Origin of the sequence: Streptomyces sp. NPDC001828, assembly GCF_042892175.1 — a bacterium.
Lineage (GTDB): Bacteria > Actinomycetota > Actinomycetes > Streptomycetales > Streptomycetaceae > Streptomyces.
In genome coordinates this window covers 271,869-288,355 of sequence record NZ_JBIATV010000007.1, presented here as the reverse complement: position 1 = coordinate 288,355, position 16,487 = coordinate 271,869, and the positions used below count along the sequence as shown (strand labels likewise).

At 71.7% G+C, this 16,487-nt stretch carries 15 protein-coding genes and 1 tRNA gene; 7 read left to right on the top strand and 9 right to left on the bottom strand.

Annotated features, from left to right (window positions below; genetic code table 11):
• Positions 1–138 precede the first annotated feature (138 nt).
• Complete coding sequence (gene paaN / locus ACFYZA_RS21615; RefSeq protein WP_382583355.1) at positions 139–1,803, top strand: phenylacetic acid degradation protein PaaN; 1,665 nt, start codon at positions 139–141, stop codon at positions 1,801–1,803.
• Between the two features lie 131 nt (positions 1,804–1,934).
• Here paaN and ACFYZA_RS21610 read toward each other — a convergent pair whose 3' ends face one another.
• From ACFYZA_RS21610 to ACFYZA_RS21600, 3 genes are read right to left on the bottom strand one after another with little or no spacing between them, the layout of a single operon-like run.
• Positions 1,935–2,621 carry a TrmH family RNA methyltransferase gene (locus ACFYZA_RS21610; RefSeq protein WP_388492180.1) on the bottom strand — a complete coding sequence of 229 codons (687 nt, stop codon included), beginning with the start codon at positions 2,619–2,621 and terminating at the stop codon, positions 1,935–1,937.
• Entirely contained in the window at positions 2,618–3,877 is a 1,260-nt protein-coding gene (locus ACFYZA_RS21605; RefSeq protein WP_382583350.1) for an HTTM domain-containing protein, read from the bottom strand. The genes ACFYZA_RS21610 and ACFYZA_RS21605 overlap by 4 nt, the downstream gene beginning before the upstream one ends.
• Before the next feature lie 31 nt (positions 3,878–3,908).
• A complete protein-coding gene (locus ACFYZA_RS21600) occupies positions 3,909–5,132 on the bottom strand; it encodes a DUF5819 family protein (RefSeq protein WP_388492178.1) in 1,224 nt (407 codons plus the stop codon).
• A gap of 135 nt (positions 5,133–5,267) precedes the next feature.
• Between ACFYZA_RS21600 and paaA the strand changes: the two genes are divergently transcribed.
• From paaA to ACFYZA_RS21570, 6 genes are all read left to right on the top strand, one after another.
• Positions 5,268–6,386 carry a 1,2-phenylacetyl-CoA epoxidase subunit PaaA gene (paaA, locus tag ACFYZA_RS21595; protein ID WP_388492177.1) on the top strand — a complete coding sequence of 373 codons (1,119 nt, stop codon included), beginning with the start codon at positions 5,268–5,270 and terminating at the stop codon, positions 6,384–6,386.
• Positions 6,383–6,670, top strand: coding sequence for a 1,2-phenylacetyl-CoA epoxidase subunit PaaB (paaB, locus tag ACFYZA_RS21590; RefSeq protein WP_261715481.1), 288 nt, complete (start codon positions 6,383–6,385; stop codon positions 6,668–6,670). Before paaA ends, paaB begins: the two co-directional genes overlap by 4 nt.
• A complete protein-coding gene (gene paaC / locus ACFYZA_RS21585; RefSeq protein ID WP_388492175.1) occupies positions 6,667–7,386 on the top strand; it encodes a 1,2-phenylacetyl-CoA epoxidase subunit PaaC in 720 nt (239 codons plus the stop codon). Before paaB ends, paaC begins: the two co-directional genes overlap by 4 nt.
• A complete protein-coding gene (gene paaD / locus ACFYZA_RS21580; RefSeq protein ID WP_388492174.1) occupies positions 7,380–7,883 on the top strand; it encodes a 1,2-phenylacetyl-CoA epoxidase subunit PaaD in 504 nt (167 codons plus the stop codon). The genes paaC and paaD overlap by 7 nt, the downstream gene beginning before the upstream one ends.
• Complete coding sequence (locus ACFYZA_RS21575) at positions 7,884–8,936, top strand: 2Fe-2S iron-sulfur cluster-binding protein (protein ID WP_388492172.1); 1,053 nt, start codon at positions 7,884–7,886, stop codon at positions 8,934–8,936.
• 234 nt (positions 8,937–9,170) lie between these two features.
• The gene (locus ACFYZA_RS21570; RefSeq protein WP_388492280.1) at positions 9,171–10,313 is read left to right on the top strand and encodes an acyl-CoA dehydrogenase family protein; all 1,143 of its coding nucleotides are present in this window, start codon (positions 9,171–9,173) and stop codon (positions 10,311–10,313) included.
• A gap of 193 nt (positions 10,314–10,506) precedes the next feature.
• Here ACFYZA_RS21570 and ACFYZA_RS21565 read toward each other — a convergent pair whose 3' ends face one another.
• From ACFYZA_RS21565 to ACFYZA_RS21540, 6 genes are all read right to left on the bottom strand, one after another.
• Positions 10,507–10,851, bottom strand: coding sequence for a rhodanese-like domain-containing protein (locus ACFYZA_RS21565; RefSeq protein ID WP_382583330.1), 345 nt, complete (start codon positions 10,849–10,851; stop codon positions 10,507–10,509).
• Between the two features lie 44 nt (positions 10,852–10,895).
• The gene (locus ACFYZA_RS21560) at positions 10,896–11,747 is read right to left on the bottom strand and encodes a hypothetical protein (RefSeq protein ID WP_382583328.1); all 852 of its coding nucleotides are present in this window, start codon (positions 11,745–11,747) and stop codon (positions 10,896–10,898) included.
• Positions 11,748–11,867: 120 nt separating this feature from the next.
• A complete protein-coding gene (locus tag ACFYZA_RS21555) occupies positions 11,868–13,334 on the bottom strand; it encodes a DUF2252 domain-containing protein (RefSeq protein WP_388492170.1) in 1,467 nt (488 codons plus the stop codon).
• Between the two features lie 170 nt (positions 13,335–13,504).
• Positions 13,505–14,170, bottom strand: coding sequence for a response regulator (locus ACFYZA_RS21550; RefSeq protein ID WP_382583322.1), 666 nt, complete (start codon positions 14,168–14,170; stop codon positions 13,505–13,507).
• A 67-nt stretch (positions 14,171–14,237) separates the two neighbouring features.
• Positions 14,238–15,929 carry a sensor histidine kinase gene (locus ACFYZA_RS21545; protein WP_388492168.1) on the bottom strand — a complete coding sequence of 564 codons (1,692 nt, stop codon included), beginning with the start codon at positions 15,927–15,929 and terminating at the stop codon, positions 14,238–14,240.
• 198 nt (positions 15,930–16,127) lie between these two features.
• A tRNA-Leu gene (locus ACFYZA_RS21540) sits at positions 16,128–16,210 on the bottom strand.
• Positions 16,211–16,487: the final 277 nt, after the last annotated feature.

Below are 16,487 nucleotides of genomic sequence, written 5' to 3'. Positions count from 1 at the left end.
ACAGGGCCTGCGGGGGGCTTGGCCGGCAGTTGTCCACAGGTTTCCCCGGACCCTCTTGTCCCGACCGATCGTTCGGTTACTCTAACGGTGTCCGGCTCTCCCTGCCCACCTCGAAGACTCGACGAGGAGTTGCTCGCCATGCAGCTGACCGAGAAGCACAGGCCCACCCTGGACGGGGCCCTGGAGGCGATCCGCACGCGTGCGTACTGGTCGCCGCATCCGGAGCACCCCAAGGCCTACGGGGAGACGGGCGCCGAGGACGGCAAGGCGGCCTTCGACGCGCTCCTGAACCGCCGCTTCGACCTCGACCAGCCGGGCACCGACGACTGGACGGGCGCCGAAGTCTCGCCCTACGGAATCGAGTTGGGCGTCCAGTACCCGCACCCCGACCTGGACGTGCTGCTGCCCGCGATGCGGGCCGGCATGGCCGCCTGGCGGGCCGCGGGTCCCGAGACGCGGGCGCTGGTCTGCGTCGAGATCCTGGCCCGCATCGGCGCCCGGACGCACGAGTTCGCGCACGCGGTCATGCACACCAGCGGCCAGGCCTTCATGATGGCGTTCCAGGCGGGCGGCCCGCACGCCCAGGACCGCGGCTTGGAGGCCGTCGCGTACGCCTACCAGGAGCAGACCCGCACCCCCTCCGGCAGCGCCGCCTGGTCCAAGCCGCAGGGCAAGCGCGATCCCCTGGAGCTCACCAAGACGTTCACGCCGGCCGGGCGCGGCATCGCCCTGCTGATCGGCTGCAACACCTTCCCGACGTGGAACGGCTACCCGGGCCTGTTCGCCTCGCTGGCCACCGGCAACCCGGTCCTGGTCAAGCCGCACCCGCGCGCGGTCCTGCCGCTCGCGATGACCGTGAAGGTGGCGCGCGAGGTCCTGTCCGAGGCGGGCTTCGACCCCAACCTGGTGGCGCTCGCGGCCGAGCGGCCCGGCGAGGGCATCGCCAAGACCCTCGCGGTCCGCCCCGAAATCAAGATCATCGACTACACGGGCTCCTCCGCGTTCGGCGACTGGCTGGAGGCCAACGCCCGCCAGGCGCAGGTCTACACGGAGAAGGCCGGCGTCAACACGGTGGTGATCGACTCCACCGACGACTACAAGGGCATGCTCGCCAACCTGTCCTTCTCGCTGTCCCTGTACAGCGGCCAGATGTGCACCACCCCGCAGAACCTGCTGATCCCCCGCGACGGCATCACCACCGACGCGGGAAAGAAGACCTTCGACGAGGTGGTCGGCGACCTCGCCGGCGCGGTCGGCGGCCTGCTCGGCGACGACGCACGGGCCAACGCGCTGCTCGGCGCGCTCGTCAACCCGGACGTGAAGTCCCGCCTGGAGGCGGCCGCCGGCCTCGGTGAAGTCGCCCTGCCCTCAAGGGAGGTGGCCAACCCCGAGTTCCCGGACGCGGTGGTGCGCACCCCGGTCATCGTCAAGCTGGACGGCGCGAAGCCGGACGCGGAGTCCGTCTACCTGTCGGAGTGCTTCGGCCCGGTCTCCTTCGCCGTCGCCGTCGACTCCACGGCGGACGCGGTCGAACTGCTGCGCCGCACGGTCCGCGACAAGGGCGCGATGACGGTCGGCGCGTACACCACGTCCGAGGAGGTGGAGCGCGCGGTGGAGGACGTCTGCCTGGACGAGTCGGCCCAGCTGTCGCTGAACCTGACGGGCGGGGTGTACGTCAACCAGACGGCCGCCTTCTCCGACTTCCACGGCTCGGGCGGCAACCCGGCGGCCAACGCGGCCCTGTGCGACGGGGCGTTCGTGGCCAACCGGTTCCGGGTGGTGGAGGTACGCAGGCAGGCCTGAGCCCCTTGGGACCAGGCAGGCCGAGCCCGTTCGGGGGAGCGGGCCGGTCCGACGTGCGGCAGGGGTACGTCCGCCGGGGACGACGGGCGGCACGGGTACGTCCGCCGAGGACTACGGGCGGCAGGGGTACGTCAGCCGGGGACGACGGCGTGCCTCTGCACCCAGGCGTGCATCGCGATGGCGGCCGCGGCCCCGGCGTTGATGGAGCGCGTGGAGCCGAACTGGGCGATGGAGCACACCAGTTGGGCATGCTTACGGGCTTCCTCGGTGAGGCCTGGGCCCTCCTGGCCGAAGAGCAGCACACATCGGCGCGGCAGTTCGGTCCGCTCCAGCGGCACCGCGCCGGGCAGATTGTCGATGCCGATGATCGGCACGCCCTCCGCGAGCGCCCACGCGGTCAGCGACTCGGTGTCCGGGTGGTGGCGTACGTGCTGATAGCGGTCCGTGACCATGGCGCCGCGCCGGTTCCAGCGGCGCCGCCCCACGATGTGGACCTCCTTGGCCAGGAACGCGTTCGCGGTCCGCACCACGGAGCCGATGTTGAAGTCGTGGCCCCAGTTCTCCACGGCCACGTGGAAGTCGTGCCGCCGGGTGTCGAGGTCGGCGACGATCGCCTCGCGCGTCCAGTACCGGTAGGCGTCGACGACATTGCGCCGGTCGCCGTGCGCGAGCAGCTCGGGGTCGTAGCGCTCGCCCTCGGGCCAGGGCTCCGGGTGCGGGCCCACCCCGACCTCGGCCGGGCCGAAGCCCTCGTCGTACTGGATGGGGTCGCCGGCCGGGGCGTCCTCGGCCGGGGCCGGCTGTTCGGTGCTGCTCACCCCACGAGCGTACGTGGCCGCTCGGGCTCCTCCGCCCGCTCCCGGCGCTGCTCGGGAAGGCGCGCGCCCGGCCGCAGCCGGCCCGCGTACGCGCCGACCTTGCGCAGGAAGGACGTCGGCAGGAACACCGCGTCGGCCGCGATCATCGCGAGCGAGAAGAACGGCAGGCCGAGCAGGACCGCGATCCCCGCGTGCTCCAGCATCATCGCCACGAGCAGCACGTTCTTGACCCGGCGGTTGAACAGCGTGAACGGGAACGCCACCTGCACCATGACCGTTCCATAGGTGAGCAGCATCACGATCACCCCGCTCGTGCCCAGCAGGGAGGAGAGTTCGGGCCACGGCGAGAAGTAGTCCAGCTTCAGCGGGTAGAACAGCGCGGTGCCGTCCTGCCAGCGGCTGCCCTGGATCTTGTACCAGCCGGCCGTCGCGTAGACCAGGCAGACCTCCGCCATGATCACGACCATGGCCGCGTTGTGGACGAGGTTGGCGAGGACGTCGAGCAGCGCCCGCGCGTCGGCGTCGGCGTAGCGACCCACCGCCCACCACAGCCCCTGAGCACCCCACATGCCCCAGAACACGACCCACAGCCACCACTCGCCGCCGCCGAAGACACCGGACCCGGACGTACGCCAGGTGGCGACGAGCAGCCCGAGGCCGCACACCGCCCACAGCACCGGGCCGACGCGGTCACGGCCCGGCCCGCGCGCCACGCGCCGCGCGTCGAGGGACCAGACCTGGGCGCAGCGCGTGAAGACCAGATAGACCGCCATCAGATGGATGACGTTGTCCCCGCCGTCCCCCATGAAGACGGAGCGATTCTGCAGCGACAGCACACCGATCATGAAGACGACGGACATCGTGCGGGTGCGCCAGCCGAGCAGCAGGAGCGCGCTGGACACGATGGCCAGCGCGTACACGAGCTCGAACCAGACGGTGCTGTCGGTCCAGAGCAGCGCGGTGAAGGCGTGGTTGCCGGACACCAGGCGGCTGCCGAGGCCGAAGCTCCAGGGCCCGTCGGGGCCGTACAGCTCACGGCGGTTGGGCAGTTCGCGCAGCAGGAAGAACAGCCAGGTCGCCGAGAAGCCGATCCGCACGACCGCGCTCTGGTACGGGCCGAGGGCGGCGGCCGACACCCTCCGCACGGCCCGCGCCGCCCGCGTCTCGCCACCGTCCGCGCCGGGGGCGGGAGGGGTGGCGACCGAAGTGGCGGCGGGTGCGGTCCCGGCCGGGCCGTCGTGGTCGTGCGTACTCACCGCTTCGCCTCCGTACGTGCGTCGTGCGTACTCACCGCTTCGCCTCCGTACGTGCGTCACCGGCGCCCGAGGGCAGGTCGGCCGGGGTCACCGTCCACCACGGCACCTCCCGGTAGGACGGCCGCGTGTCGCTCTTCTCGTCGCTCCACGAGGGGCTCTTGACCGAGGTGGTCATGGACCTGACCTGGACGCGGTCGACGGTGCCACCGTCGCGGTGCGTGCCGAGGCGGAGCAGCACGATGCGGCGCAGGTACTGCTCGGAGAGCTCGCCGCGCAGGCCGTTGGGCTTGTTGTCGTCGGTGTGCGAACCCACGAAGAAGTCCCAGCCGCGGCGCAGTTCGTTCTGCTCGGTGTGGCTGGGCAGCGGGTTGTGCTGGATCGCGGCGCCGTCCTGCGCCGAGAAGTCGATCCAGCCGGTGGTCCTGACGCTGCCGTCGGGCATCTTGATCTCGGCGCGCGCCTGGACGTCGATGTTCTGCTGGAGCGGGTTGGGCGCGAAGAGCTTCCAGTTCTGCTCGAACTCGGGGTAGATCCAGTCGTCCACGGCCTTGCCGTACTGCTTGCTGATCGTGTTCGGCGGCGCCACGTGCAGGAAGACCATCCCTATCTGGACGCAGGCGATCACGCCGATGACCGCGAGGGCGAGCGCGGCCACCACCTGGAAGCGGAAGGGCAGCCCGGCGATCCCCCGGGAGGAAACGTCTCCGCCGGGGCCGGTGCCGGGGCCCGTGCCGGAGCCGGAGCCCGTTCCGGAGTCGGAGCCCGTTCCGGGGCCCGTGGGGCCGGCCGGGTCGGGCTCGGAATTGGGAGCGGCTGGGCCGGGCCCGGCGGTGGCGGCCGACGCCGATCGCGGGCCGGCGTCCGCTCCCGCGTCCAGCCGCGGCCACGGGGTGCGGCCCCGGCCGGGGGCCGCGGGCTCGGCGGGCGGGGTGGGCGCGCTGGCGGAGGGGCGGTGCTGGTCCCCGGAGGCAAGGGGGTGGTGCTGGTCCTCGGAGGGCCCGGCGGCGGGATTCGGGGCCCGATCGGGCGCCGCCCGCGTGGCGGATTCCCGGTCCGAAGTCGTCGGCGAATCGAAAACGGCCCCGTCGGCGGGGCCGGACGCGGGTCCCGTTCCGGTGTCCCCACCCCGTTCGGCCGAACCCCCGCCGCTGCTCCCCGCTGGGCCGGCGGACCCGGCCGCAGTGGCCTTGACCTGCCCGGATTCCGCTCCGTCGGCCTTGCCGCCGGCTTCGGTCCCGTCCCTGTACGAATCCATCCCGCCCCGATCGGCACCCACTGAGTTATCCACAGGGTTGACACCCTACGGGCCGTCGACTCACCATTGAAGTCATTGAACCGAACGATCGGTCGGTTGGTGGACAGCCGCACAGCAGCTCGGCAGGGGGCCGGAATGACCGGAGTGACCGCGACAGCCACGGCAGCCGCAGGTACGGACGCGTCGTACCAGGCGGTGTTCGACGCGGCAGTCGCCGCGGACGAGCGGATCGAGCCGCGCGACTGGATGCCCGAGGAGTACCGCTCCTCGCTGGTCCGCCAGATGGCACAGCACGCCCATTCCGAGATCATCGGCATGCAGCCGGAGGCGAACTGGATCACCCGCGCCCCGTCCCTGCGCCGCAAGGCGATCCTGATGGCCAAGGTCCAGGACGAGGCGGGCCACGGCCTCTACCTCTACAGCGCGGCCGAAACCCTCGGCACCGGCCGCGACGAGCTCCTCGACAAGCTGCACTCGGGCCGCCAGAAGTACTCGTCGATCTTCAACTACCCCACCCTGACCTGGGCCGACGTCGGCGCGATCGGCTGGCTGGTGGACGGCGCGGCGATCACCAACCAGGTCCCCCTGTGCCGCTGCTCCTACGGTCCCTACGCCCGGGCGATGGTCCGCATCTGCAAGGAGGAGTCCTTCCACCAGCGTCAGGGGTACGAGCTGCTGCTCGCCCTGTCCCGGGGGACGCCCGAGCAGCACGCGATGGCGCAGGACGCGGTGGACCGCTGGTGGTGGCCCTCCCTGATGATGTTCGGCCCGCCCGACGACGAGTCGGCCCACTCGGCGCAGTCGATGACCTGGAAGATCAAGCGGCACTCCAACGACGAGCTGCGCCAGCGCTTCGTGGACATAGCGGTCGGCCAGGCCGAGGGCCTCGGCCTCACCCTGCCCGACCCCGATCTGCGCTGGAACGAGGAGCGCGGCCACCACGACTTCGGCGCGATCGACTGGACGGAGTTCTGGGAGGTCCTCAAGGGCAACGGCCCCTGCAACGAGCAGCGGCTCACCCAGCGGCGCCGGGCCCACGAGGAAGGCGCCTGGGTACGTGACGCGGCCGCCGCCTACGCGACGAAGCAGCAGACGCGGCAGGTGCGGCCGGCGCGGCCGGAGGACGCGCACGAGACACAGCACGCGCAGGAAACGCACCCCGCGCACTCCGCACAGCAGGCACAGCAGGCACAGCAGGCACAGCAGGCACAGCAGGCACAGCAGGCACACGCGAACGGAGAGGCAACGGCATGAGCACGCACGACTGGCCGCTCTGGGAGGTGTTCGTGCGCTCGCGCCGCGGACTGTCCCACACCCACGCCGGAAGCCTGCACGCGCCGGACGCCGAGATGGCCCTGCGCAACGCCCGGGACCTCTACACCCGCAGGTCGGAGGGCATCTCGATCTGGGTCGTGCCGTCCAACGCGATCAGCGCGTCCTCGCCCGACGAGAAGGACTCCTTCTTCGACCCGGCCGCCGACAAGCCCTACCGCCACCCCACGTTCTACGAGATCCCGGAAGGGGTGAAGCACCTGTGACCGCCACCGTCGCGGCCAACGCCGCCCTCGCCCTCGGCGACGACGCCCTCGTGCTGTCGCACCGGCTGGGGGAGTGGGCCGGACACGCCCCCGTCCTCGAAGAGGAGGTCGCCCTGGCGAACATCGCTCTCGACCTCCTCGGCCAGGCCCGGCTGCTGCTCTCGCAGGTCGGCGACGAGGACGAGCTGGCCTACCTCCGCGAGGAGCGGGCCTTCCGCAACCTCCAGCTCGTCGAGCAGCCCAACGGCGACTTCGCCCACACCATCGCCCGCCAGCTGTACTTCTCGACGTACCAGCACCTTCTGTACGGCGAACTGGCGTCGGGCGACGGCGAGTTCAGCCCGATCGCGGCCAAGGCGGTCAAAGAGGTCGACTACCACCGCGACCACGCCGAGCAGTGGACGCTGCGCCTCGGCGACGGCACCGAGGAGAGCCACGGCCGGATGCAGCGGGCCTGCGACGCTCTGTGGCGCTTCACCGGCGAGATGTTCCAGCCCGTGCCCGGCGTCGACCTCGACTGGACCGAGCTGGAGGCGCGTTGGACGGACTCGGTGACCTCCCTCCTGGCCCGGGCCACCCTGACCGTCCCCGAAGGCCCGCGCACCGGCGCCTGGGCGGCCGGAGCCGGCCGGCAAGGGCTGCACACCGAGCCGTTCGGGCGGATGCTCGCCGAAATGCAGCACCTGCACCGCAGCCACCCAGGGGCGTCATGGTGACCGACACCGCCCCCACCCCGCTGGAGACCGAGCTGCGGCGCATCGCCGGCGCGGTCCCCGACCCGGAGCTGCCGGTGCTCAGCCTCGAAGAGCTGGGCGTGCTGCGTGCCGTGCACGTCGAAGGTCCGGGCCGGGTGCGCGTCGAGCTCACCCCCACCTACACCGGCTGCCCCGCCATCGAGGCCATGTCCTCGGACATCGAGCGCGTGCTCCACGACCACGGCATGGAGCACGTATCGGTCCAACGGGTGCTGTCCCCCGCCTGGTCGACCGACGACATCAGCGCGGAGGGACGGCGCAAGCTCGCCGAGTTCGGCATAGCCCCGCCGCGTCCGCACACCGCCGAGGGCCCGGTGGCGCTCACCCTGTCGGTGCGCTGCCCGCACTGCGGATCCACCGACACCGAGCTGCTCAGCCGCTTCTCCTCGACCGCGTGCAAGGCGCTGCGCCGCTGCGCCTCGTGCCGTGAACCGTTCGACCACTTCAAGGAGTTGTAGATGTTCCATCCGCTCCGGGTCAGCGAGGTCGAGCAGCTCACCGACGACGCGGTGGCCGTCACCTTCGCCGTGCCGCCCGAGCTCCGCGAGGCCTACCGGCACCTCCCGGGCCAGCATCTCGCCCTGCGCCGCAGCGTGCGGGGCGAGGAGATCCGTCGTACGTACTCGATCTGTGCGCCCGCCGTCGAAGCGCCGGGCGAGCCGGTGCTGCGGGTCGGCATCCGCCTGGTGGAGGGCGGCGCCTTCTCCACGTACGCCTTCAAGGAGCTGGCCGTCGGCGACACCGTCGACGTCATGGAGCCGATGGGCCGTTTCGTACTGCCCCCGCGCGCCGGGCACTTCGCGGCGATCGTCGGCGGCAGCGGCATCACCCCGGTCCTGTCGATCGCGGCGACCCTGCTCGCCCGCGAACCGGAGGCGCGGTTCTGCCTGATACGCAGCGACCGCAGCGCCGCGTCGACGATGTTCCTGGAGGAGGCGGCCGACCTGAAGGACCGCTACCCCGAGCGGTTCCAGCTGGTCACGGTGCTGTCCCGGGAGGACCAGCAGTCCGGCCTGCCCTCGGGCCGGCTCGACCACGAGCGGCTGAACGGGCTGCTGCCCGCGCTGCTTCCGGTGGCGGACATCGACGGCTGGTTCCTGTGCGGGCCCTTCGGCCTGGTGCAGGGCGCCGAGCGGGCCCTGCGCGGGCTCGGTGTCGACCGCGGCCGCATCCACCAGGAGATCTTCCACGTCGACGCGGCCCCGGCGCCCGCGACCCCCGCCGCCGCGCCCTCGCACGCCACACTCACCGCGACCCTGGACGGCCGCTCGGGCAACTGGCCGGTGCGGGAAGGCGAGTCCCTCCTGGAAACGGTGCTGCGCGCCCGCGCGGACGCCCCGTACGCCTGCAAGGGCGGGGTGTGCGGGACGTGCCGGGCCTTCCTGGTCAAGGGCGAGGTACGGATGGAGCGCAACTTCGCGCTGGAGCCGGAGGAGACGGAGGCGGGCTACGTCCTTGCCTGCCAGTCGCACCCCGCCACGGGGGAGGTGGAGCTGGACTTCGACCGGTGATCCGAACGAGGTGCGGCGGCCGAGCCCGAGGGGGCCGTGGTCGCGGCGAATCGTGGGGACGCGGAGCCCGGTTGTGGGTGAGGTGTGAGGTCCGCTCCCGGGAGCGTGCCCATTCCCATCCCGTAGAACCTGTTCTATCTTGACGAACCGTCAGATCCGTTCGGAGAGCGCACAGTTCATGGCATCGTGCGCGCCCGGCCCGGACGGAACCGGTGCGTGCGGGAGGACAAAGCCGTGGACTTCACCTTCACCGAGGAGCAGCAGGCTGCCGTCGAGGCGGCCAAGGCGGTCTTCTCCGGCGTCGCACCCGACGCGGTACCCAGCCCCGCGCTCACCGCCGGCGCCGTCGCCGAGGACTTCGACCGCCCGCTGTGGGCCAAGCTCGCCGCGTCGGACCTGCTGAGCCTCGTCCTCGACGCCGAGTACGCGGGGGCGGGCCTCGACCCGATCGCCCTGTGCCTGGTGCTGCGCGAATCGGCCAAGGTCCTCGCCCGGCTGCCGCTCCTGGAGACCAGTGCGGTCGCCCTTGCCGTACAGCGTTACGGGCAGGCCGAGTTGGCGCGGGAGCTGCTGCCCGCGATCGGCCGGGGCGAGCTCGCCCTGACCGTCGCCGCCAACGGCCGCACCGGCCACGACGGAGCCGAACTCGCCGTCACCGCCCGCCGGGACGGCGATCACTGGGTGCTCGACGGCAGCCAGACCGGCGTGCCCTGGGCCCAGACCTGCGACCGCATCGCGGTACCCGCCCACACCGCCGACGGCCACACCGTGCTGGCCCTCGTCCCCCGCACTCAGCAGGGCATCACCCTCGACGAGCAGATCTCCACCAGTGGCGAACGCTTCGCCGAACTCCACCTCGAAGGCACCCGGGTCGAGGCGGGCTCGGTCATCACCACGGACGGAGCCTGGGAATGGCTGCGCAACCTGCTCGCCACCGGAACCTGTGCCCTAGCCCTGGGTCTCGGCGAGGCCGTGCTCGCGATGACCAGCCAATACACCGGAAAGCGCGAGCAGTTCGGGCATCCGGTCGCCACGTTCCAGGCCGTCGCCGTCCAGGCGGCGGACCGCTACATCGATCTGCGGGCCATGGAAGCGACCCTGTGGCAGGCGGCCTGGCGCATCAGCACCGGCGCCCAGAGCGCGCTGCCCGTCGCCGGTGATGTCGCGGTCGCGAAGATCTGGGCATCCGAAGGGGTGCGACGTGTCGTCCAGACCGCCCAGCACCTGCACGGCGGCTTCGGCGCCGACACCGACTACGCACTGCACCGCTACCACGCCTGGGCCAAGCAGCTGGAGCTCTCACTCGGCCCGGCAGCCGCCCACGAGGAAGCCCTGGGCGACCTCCTCGCCGCCCACCCCCTCGGACAGCCCGCGTAGGCCCTCGCGGAGACGGGCCGTCGAAGGGCGCACTCGGAGGCAGGCGGTTGCAACCCAGGCTTTCGGAACGCGGGTCGTCTTAACGCAGGCCGTCACAGCGCGGGGCGTCGGAACGCAGGCGTCAGAGCGCGGGTCGTCGGAAGGCGGGCCGCCGGAACGGAGGTCGTCGTAGCCCGAGTCGTCGCAGCGCAGGTCAGACGACGGTGCCCGGCGCGCCCTGGTCGTCGACGACCTTGCGGCCCAAGGACTCCCACACCTGCATACCGCCGTCGACGTTCACCGCGTCGATGCCCTGCTGGACCAGGTACTGGGTGACCTGCGCCGACCGTCCGCCGACCCGGCACATCACATACGCCCGGCGCCCGTCCGCCACCGCCTCGGTCACCTCACCGAAGCGGGCCACGAAATCGCTCATCGGCACATGGAGCGCACCCTCGGCGTGCCCCGCCGCCCACTCGTCGTCCTCGCGGACATCGAGCACCAGGGCGTCGGCCGGCACCTCAGCGACATCCACCGAGGGCAGCTGGGCGAAATTCATGAGTCATGCCTTCTCTCGTACGAACCCGGCAGGTCCCCCGAACGCTACTGCACCAGCTTCGCGAGCTCAGCCTCACGACCGGCGACCTCGGTCAGCAACTGCTCGGCGATCTCCTCAAGGAGCCGGTCCGGGTCGTCCGGCGCCATCCGCAGCATCGAACCGATGGCACTGTCCTCGAGCTCCCGCGCGACCAGGGCGAGCAGTTCCTTGCGCCGGCTCAGCCACTCGAGGCGGGCGTACAGCTCCTCGCTCTCGCTGGGCAGCGCCTCCTCCGGCGCCGGACCCGCCTCCCACTCCTCGGCGAGCTCCCGCAGCAGCGCCTCGTCGCCCCGCCCGTAGGCGGCGTTGACCCGGGCGATGAACTCGTCCCGGCGCTCGCGTTCCTTCTCCTCCTGCGCCAGATCCGGGTGCGCCTTGCGCGCCAGCTCGCGGTACAGCCGGCGCACCTCCTCGCTCGGCCGGACCCGCTTCGGCGGGCGCACCGGCTGGTCGGTGAGCATCGAGGCGGCCTCGGGGGAGAGCCCGTCGGAGTCCATCCAGTCGTGGAAGAGCTCCTCGACCCCCGGCATGGGCATGACCGCCGCCCGGGCCTCCTGCGCCCTGCGCAGATCCTCCGGATCACCACTCCGTACGGCTCTGGCCTCGGCGATCTGCGCGTCCAGCTCATCCAGCCGGGCGTACATCGGGCCGAGCTTCTGGTGGTGCAGCCGGGAGAAGTTCTCCACCTCGACCCGGAAGGTCTCCACCGCGATCTCGAACTCGATCAACGCCTGCTCGGCCGCCCGCACCGCCCGCTCAAGCCGCGCCTCGGGCCGCTCACCCCCCGCACTCGGCGAGGTGACCTGCGAGTCCGCATCGTTCCGGGCAGTCGTACCGCCAACACCTTCGTCCGTCACGGCTCCAGCGTACGGGCGCCGAGGGGGGAGGGGGCCCCTCCCCCCTCCCCCTCCCCACCCCCCACCCACCTCAGCCCGAACCCACCCCAGCCCTCCCCGCCCTCCCCGCACGGCCCGCCCTCAGACCCCCAGCTCCGCCGCGACGCGGCCGTCGCGGATCGCGGTGGTCAGGGTGGCGTGGTCGGCCTCCGTGCGGTTCGCGTAGGTCACCGCGAAGTCGGCCACCGCTTCGTCCAGCTCCTCGTTCTTGCCGCAGTAGCCGGCTATGAGCCTCGGGTCGACGCTGTGCGCGTGGGCACGGGCCAGCAGCGCGCCCGTCATGCGGCCGTAGTCGTCGAGCTGGTCGGCGGCGAGGGCGGCGGGATCCACGCTGCCCTTGCGATTCCTGAACTGCCTCACCTGGTAAGGGAGTTCGTTCAACGTCGTCCAGCCAAGGAGGATGTCGCTGACCACCTGCATCCGCTTCTGACCGAGCACCACACGCCGCCCCTCGTGTCCCGGCTCGGGCGTCTTGAAGCCGGCCTTCGCCAGGTGCGGCAGCAGCGCCGAGGGCCGTGCCTCCTTGACCTGGAGCACCAGCGGCTCGCCCCGGTGGTCGAGGAGCAGCACGACGTACGACCGTGTTCCGACGCTCCCGGTGCCGACCACCCGGAAGGCCACGTCGTGGATCGCGTACCGCGCGAGGAGCGGTATCCGGTCCTCGGACAGGGTGTGCAGATACTGCTCGAGCGAGGCGGTGACCGCTGCCGCTTCGGCGTCGGTCACGCGGCGCAGCACCGGAAGCGCGTCGACGAACCGTCGGCTGCCGTCCTCGGCCTGCTCGGTCGCCTTGGCCGCGAAGCGCGCGCTTGTGTTGTTGCGGGCCTTCCCGGAGACGCGTTCCAGCGTGCCGAGCAGGTCGTGGGCGTCCGCGTGGGAGACGAGTTCCTCGTCGGCTATCGCGTTCCAGGCGTCGAGGACGGGCAGTTTCGCGAGCAGCCGCATGGTGCGCCGATAGGCGCCCACCGCGTCGAACGCGGCTGCCCGGCAGGTGTGTTCATCCGCTCCGGCCTCTCGGCCGGCCAGCACCAGGGATGCGGCGAGCCGCTTCACGTCCCATTCCCAGGGGCCCGTCACGGTCTCGTCGAAGTCGTTCAGGTCGATGACGAGGCTGCCGCGCGCGTCTCCGTACAGGCCGAAGTTGGCCGCGTGGGCGTCGCCGCAGATCTGTGCGCCGACGCCGGTGACAGGCGTGCCCACCAGGTCGTGTGCCATCAGCCCGGCGGAGCCTCGCAGAAACGCGAAGGGGCCGGCGGCCATGCGGCCCACTCGTATCGGCGTGAGCTCGGGCACCCGGCCCGTGTTGGATTCCTCGACCGCGCGGATGGCGTCCGGCCGGTCGGCGGACAGCAGCAGCGAGTCGTGCGAGGAGCGCGGAAACCGCTCTCGCAGGGCCTTTCCCTCGGCCTTCGGTGACTGCTGTGCCCGGCGGCCTCCGGCCCGCGCCGCGTGCGGGCGGTGGGCGAATCCGGGGACATGAGGGATCCGTCCCCGACCGTCGTCCGCCCCGGCCCTCTGTGCCGGAATCGCCGCCTCGACTTCGCCCATGGCGTGCCGCCTCCCCCGTCTCGCGCAATGCCCTCGACCAACATCAAGAGCTCAACTGCCCCTGACGGTACAGCCGCTGGCCGAAGGCCGTCTCCCCCTGTGGATAACTCTGCGGACGCCATGGCGCGACCGGTGTTTCACGTGAAACGACGGGGTGCCACGGGACCGTCCTACAGCCCCGCGTCGCGCGCGAGGAGCGCCGCTTGGACCCGGTTCTCGCAGTCCAGCTTCGCGAGGATCCGGCTGACGTATGTCTTCACCGTGGCCTCGCTCATGTGGATCCGCTTGCCGGCGTCCGCGTTCGAGAGCCCCTCGCCCAGCAGGGCCAGCACCTCCCGTTCGCGCTCGGACAGCACGTCGACGCGGCGTCTCGCCTCTTCGGCGCGGGCCGCGGCCCGGCCCGTGGCGAGCTGGTCGACGACGTGCCGGGTCGCGCCGGGCGAGAGGTAGGCGTCTCCGGCCGCGGCGGCCCGTACCGCGCGGATCAGCTCGGCGGGTGCGGTGTCCTTGAGGAGGAATCCGGCGCCGCCGTGTTCCAGGGCGCGCAGCACGTTCTCCCGTTCCCCGAACGTCGTCAGGATGATCACGCGCGCCTCCGGTACGGCCCGGCGCAGCTCGGCCAGCGCGCTCAGCCCGTCCATCTCGGGCATCTGGATGTCGAGCAGCACCACGTCCACGCCGTGGGAGCGGGCGAGTTCGACGGCCTCACGGCCGTTGGTGGCCTCCGCGACGACCTCGATCTCCGTGTCCGACGTGAGGATCATGCGGATCCCGGCCCGGATGAGGGGCTCGTCGTCGGCGATCACGACTCTGATGCGAGGTCCCGTCACACCCATCCCGTTCTGATCCCGTCCGGTACGCCACCCCGTGCCGAGGCCGCCTCTCGGCGGTCCGGCGTCGCTGCTAGCGCGCCACTTCGTACGATTTCTTCTCGATCAGCTTGCCGTCCTTGAAGCAGAACCGGAACACCGGCTCGGTGTTGAGGTTGTCGCCGGTCTCGGACGACATGAGGACCAGGCACTGGGCGCCTTCCGGTTCTGCCGGGCCTTTTCCGGCGAGGCCGGAGATCAGGACGGTGTCGCCGCTGGGCAGTTCCTTGCGGACCTCCGCTTCGGACGTGCCGACCTTGATCCTGTCGTACTCGGCCGGATCGATCATGCCCTTCTCGGCCGATCCGACCAGGAAGAACAGGCCGACTCCGGCGGCGGCCGCGAGGAGCACCACCGCCCCCACGGCGATTCCGCACCCCAGCGCGACGCCGCCCCTTTTCCTGCCGCTCATGCCCAGCTCCTTCTCCGCGATGTTCCAGTCCACGACCGGACCACCGTCGCCCGGCGGCAGGGCGGGCGACTGCTGGCGGAAGTCGTCGGGGGCGTCGACGAACGTCGCTGCTTCGGCCGTCCCGTAGGGCAGTACGCCCGCGACGCGGAAGCCGCCGTCGTCCGTGGTGCCGGTGTGCACCATGCCGCCGACGAGCCGGGCCCGCTCGTGCAGCCCGGTCAGGCCCTGTCCTCCGCTGACGACCTCGCCTGCCTGGTCCGCGGCCTCGCGGTCGACGATGCCGTTGACGACCTCGACGACGAGGGAGTCCGGTTCGTAGCGCAGTTCCACCGTGATGGGGGCGCCCGGGGCGTGCTTGTAGGCGTTGGTCAGGGCTTCTTGGACGATTCTGTACGCCGCGTGGTCGGCGGCCGCGGCCAGCGGCCGTGGCTCGCCGCTGCCGCGTAGTGCCACGGTGTTCCCGGCGGCCCGCGCGGCCGTCACGAGCGCCTGGATGCCGGCGGTGCCGCGGGGGGCGGGCCGGGCCGCGTCCGGTGCGGCGGGGGCTTCGATACCGTCCCGCAGGATGCCGACGACCTCGCGCAGTTCGTGCATGGCGGCGACCGACGCCTGGCGCAGCACCCCGACGGCTTCGCGCTGGCGGCCGGTCAGCTGGGGGTCCACTTCCAGGGCGCCGGTGTGCACGGAGATGAGGGCGAGCTGGTGGCCGAGGCTGTCGTGCATGTCCTGGGCGATGCGCTGGCGTTCGCGCAGCCGGGCCTGGCCCGCGACCATGGCGCGTTCGCGCAGGAGTTGGGCGTTGTGTTCCTGCATGGCGCGCAGCAGGGTGCGCCGCTGCGACCAGTACCGGCTGGTGATGCCGGGGACGACGGCGACGGCAAGGAAGAACAGGGTGCTGAAGACCGCGACGAGGATGGGCTGTGGGATGGGCCACAGCGTGATGAGTCCGAGCGCCGCGTAGATGACGAAGGCGGCCGTGAAGGCGGCGAGTGCTCTTCCGGCGCCGACGATGCGCCGGCCCGCCGTCCAGGCCGCGACGAGCAGGAGCGGGGTGGCCTCGGAGGCCACCACGGACAGGGCGGCGGCCGCGAGCAGCACCCCGGCCGGCAGCGAGCGGCGCAGCAGCGACAGGACGGCGACGCCGAGCGCCACGGCGGTGATCCGCACGGGGTCGCCGCCGAACAGGCCGACCGCGCCGGCCATGAGGGCCAGGGCGAGCGCGAGTGCGGCCTCGCCGACGATCCGGCGCCGCGGCCAGGGCTCGGGCCCTTTCAGCAGGCGCCATCCGGTACGGGCCCTCGATGACACATCCACGCCCGCACCCTAGGCAGTGCGCCCGCGCGGGGGCGGCTCTCTTTCGTCGCGCCTCGCCGCGACAAAAGTCGTCCCGGCCGGTCGGCGCGACAAATGACACAGCGGGCGGAGAGTGGGTACTGGCACGGGGTGGACACGCGACGGTGGACGAACGACGGAAGCCCCGCAGATCCGGGGATCTGCGGGGCTTCCGACTTGTGCGCGAGGGGGGATTTGAACCCCCACGTCCCGAAGGACACTGGCACCTGAAGCCAGCGCGTCTGCCGTTCCGCCACTCGCGCAAGAGTGGTGTGCTGGGCTCTCTCACTTTTCGGTGCGATTGCCTGGCGACGTCGAGAAGATTAGCACGCTGGACAGGGTGGATTCACATCCGTTGTTTGCGGCCACCCTGATGGGGAGGAGCAGATCAGATGAGAGGCAACCCCCGGCATCGTTACCCGCTCCTCCTGAGTGCACCCCAGGTGCGGGACACTGTCGGGAAGCCACCTCTACGATCCGTACGAGAGGTGCGTGTGAGAGGTGACACTCGTCCACAGGGCACAGAAGGGGAACCAGCCG

Coding starts and splice junctions, on each gene's coding strand:
- paaD (WP_388492174.1), top strand. CDS start 7,380: ATGGTGACCGACACCGCCCCCACCCCGCTGGAGACCGAGCTGCGGCGC.
- ACFYZA_RS21550 (WP_382583322.1), bottom strand. CDS start 14,170: ATGGGTGTGACGGGACCTCGCATCAGAGTCGTGATCGCCGACGACGAG.
- ACFYZA_RS21555 (WP_388492170.1), bottom strand. CDS start 13,334: ATGGGCGAAGTCGAGGCGGCGATTCCGGCACAGAGGGCCGGGGCGGAC.
- ACFYZA_RS21575 (WP_388492172.1), top strand. CDS start 7,884: ATGTTCCATCCGCTCCGGGTCAGCGAGGTCGAGCAGCTCACCGACGAC.
- ACFYZA_RS21565 (WP_382583330.1), bottom strand. CDS start 10,851: ATGAATTTCGCCCAGCTGCCCTCGGTGGATGTCGCTGAGGTGCCGGCC.
- ACFYZA_RS21600 (WP_388492178.1), bottom strand. CDS start 5,132: ATGGATTCGTACAGGGACGGGACCGAAGCCGGCGGCAAGGCCGACGGA.
- paaA (WP_388492177.1), top strand. CDS start 5,268: ATGACCGGAGTGACCGCGACAGCCACGGCAGCCGCAGGTACGGACGCG.
- paaB (WP_261715481.1), top strand. CDS start 6,383: ATGAGCACGCACGACTGGCCGCTCTGGGAGGTGTTCGTGCGCTCGCGC.
- paaN (WP_382583355.1), top strand. CDS start 139: ATGCAGCTGACCGAGAAGCACAGGCCCACCCTGGACGGGGCCCTGGAG.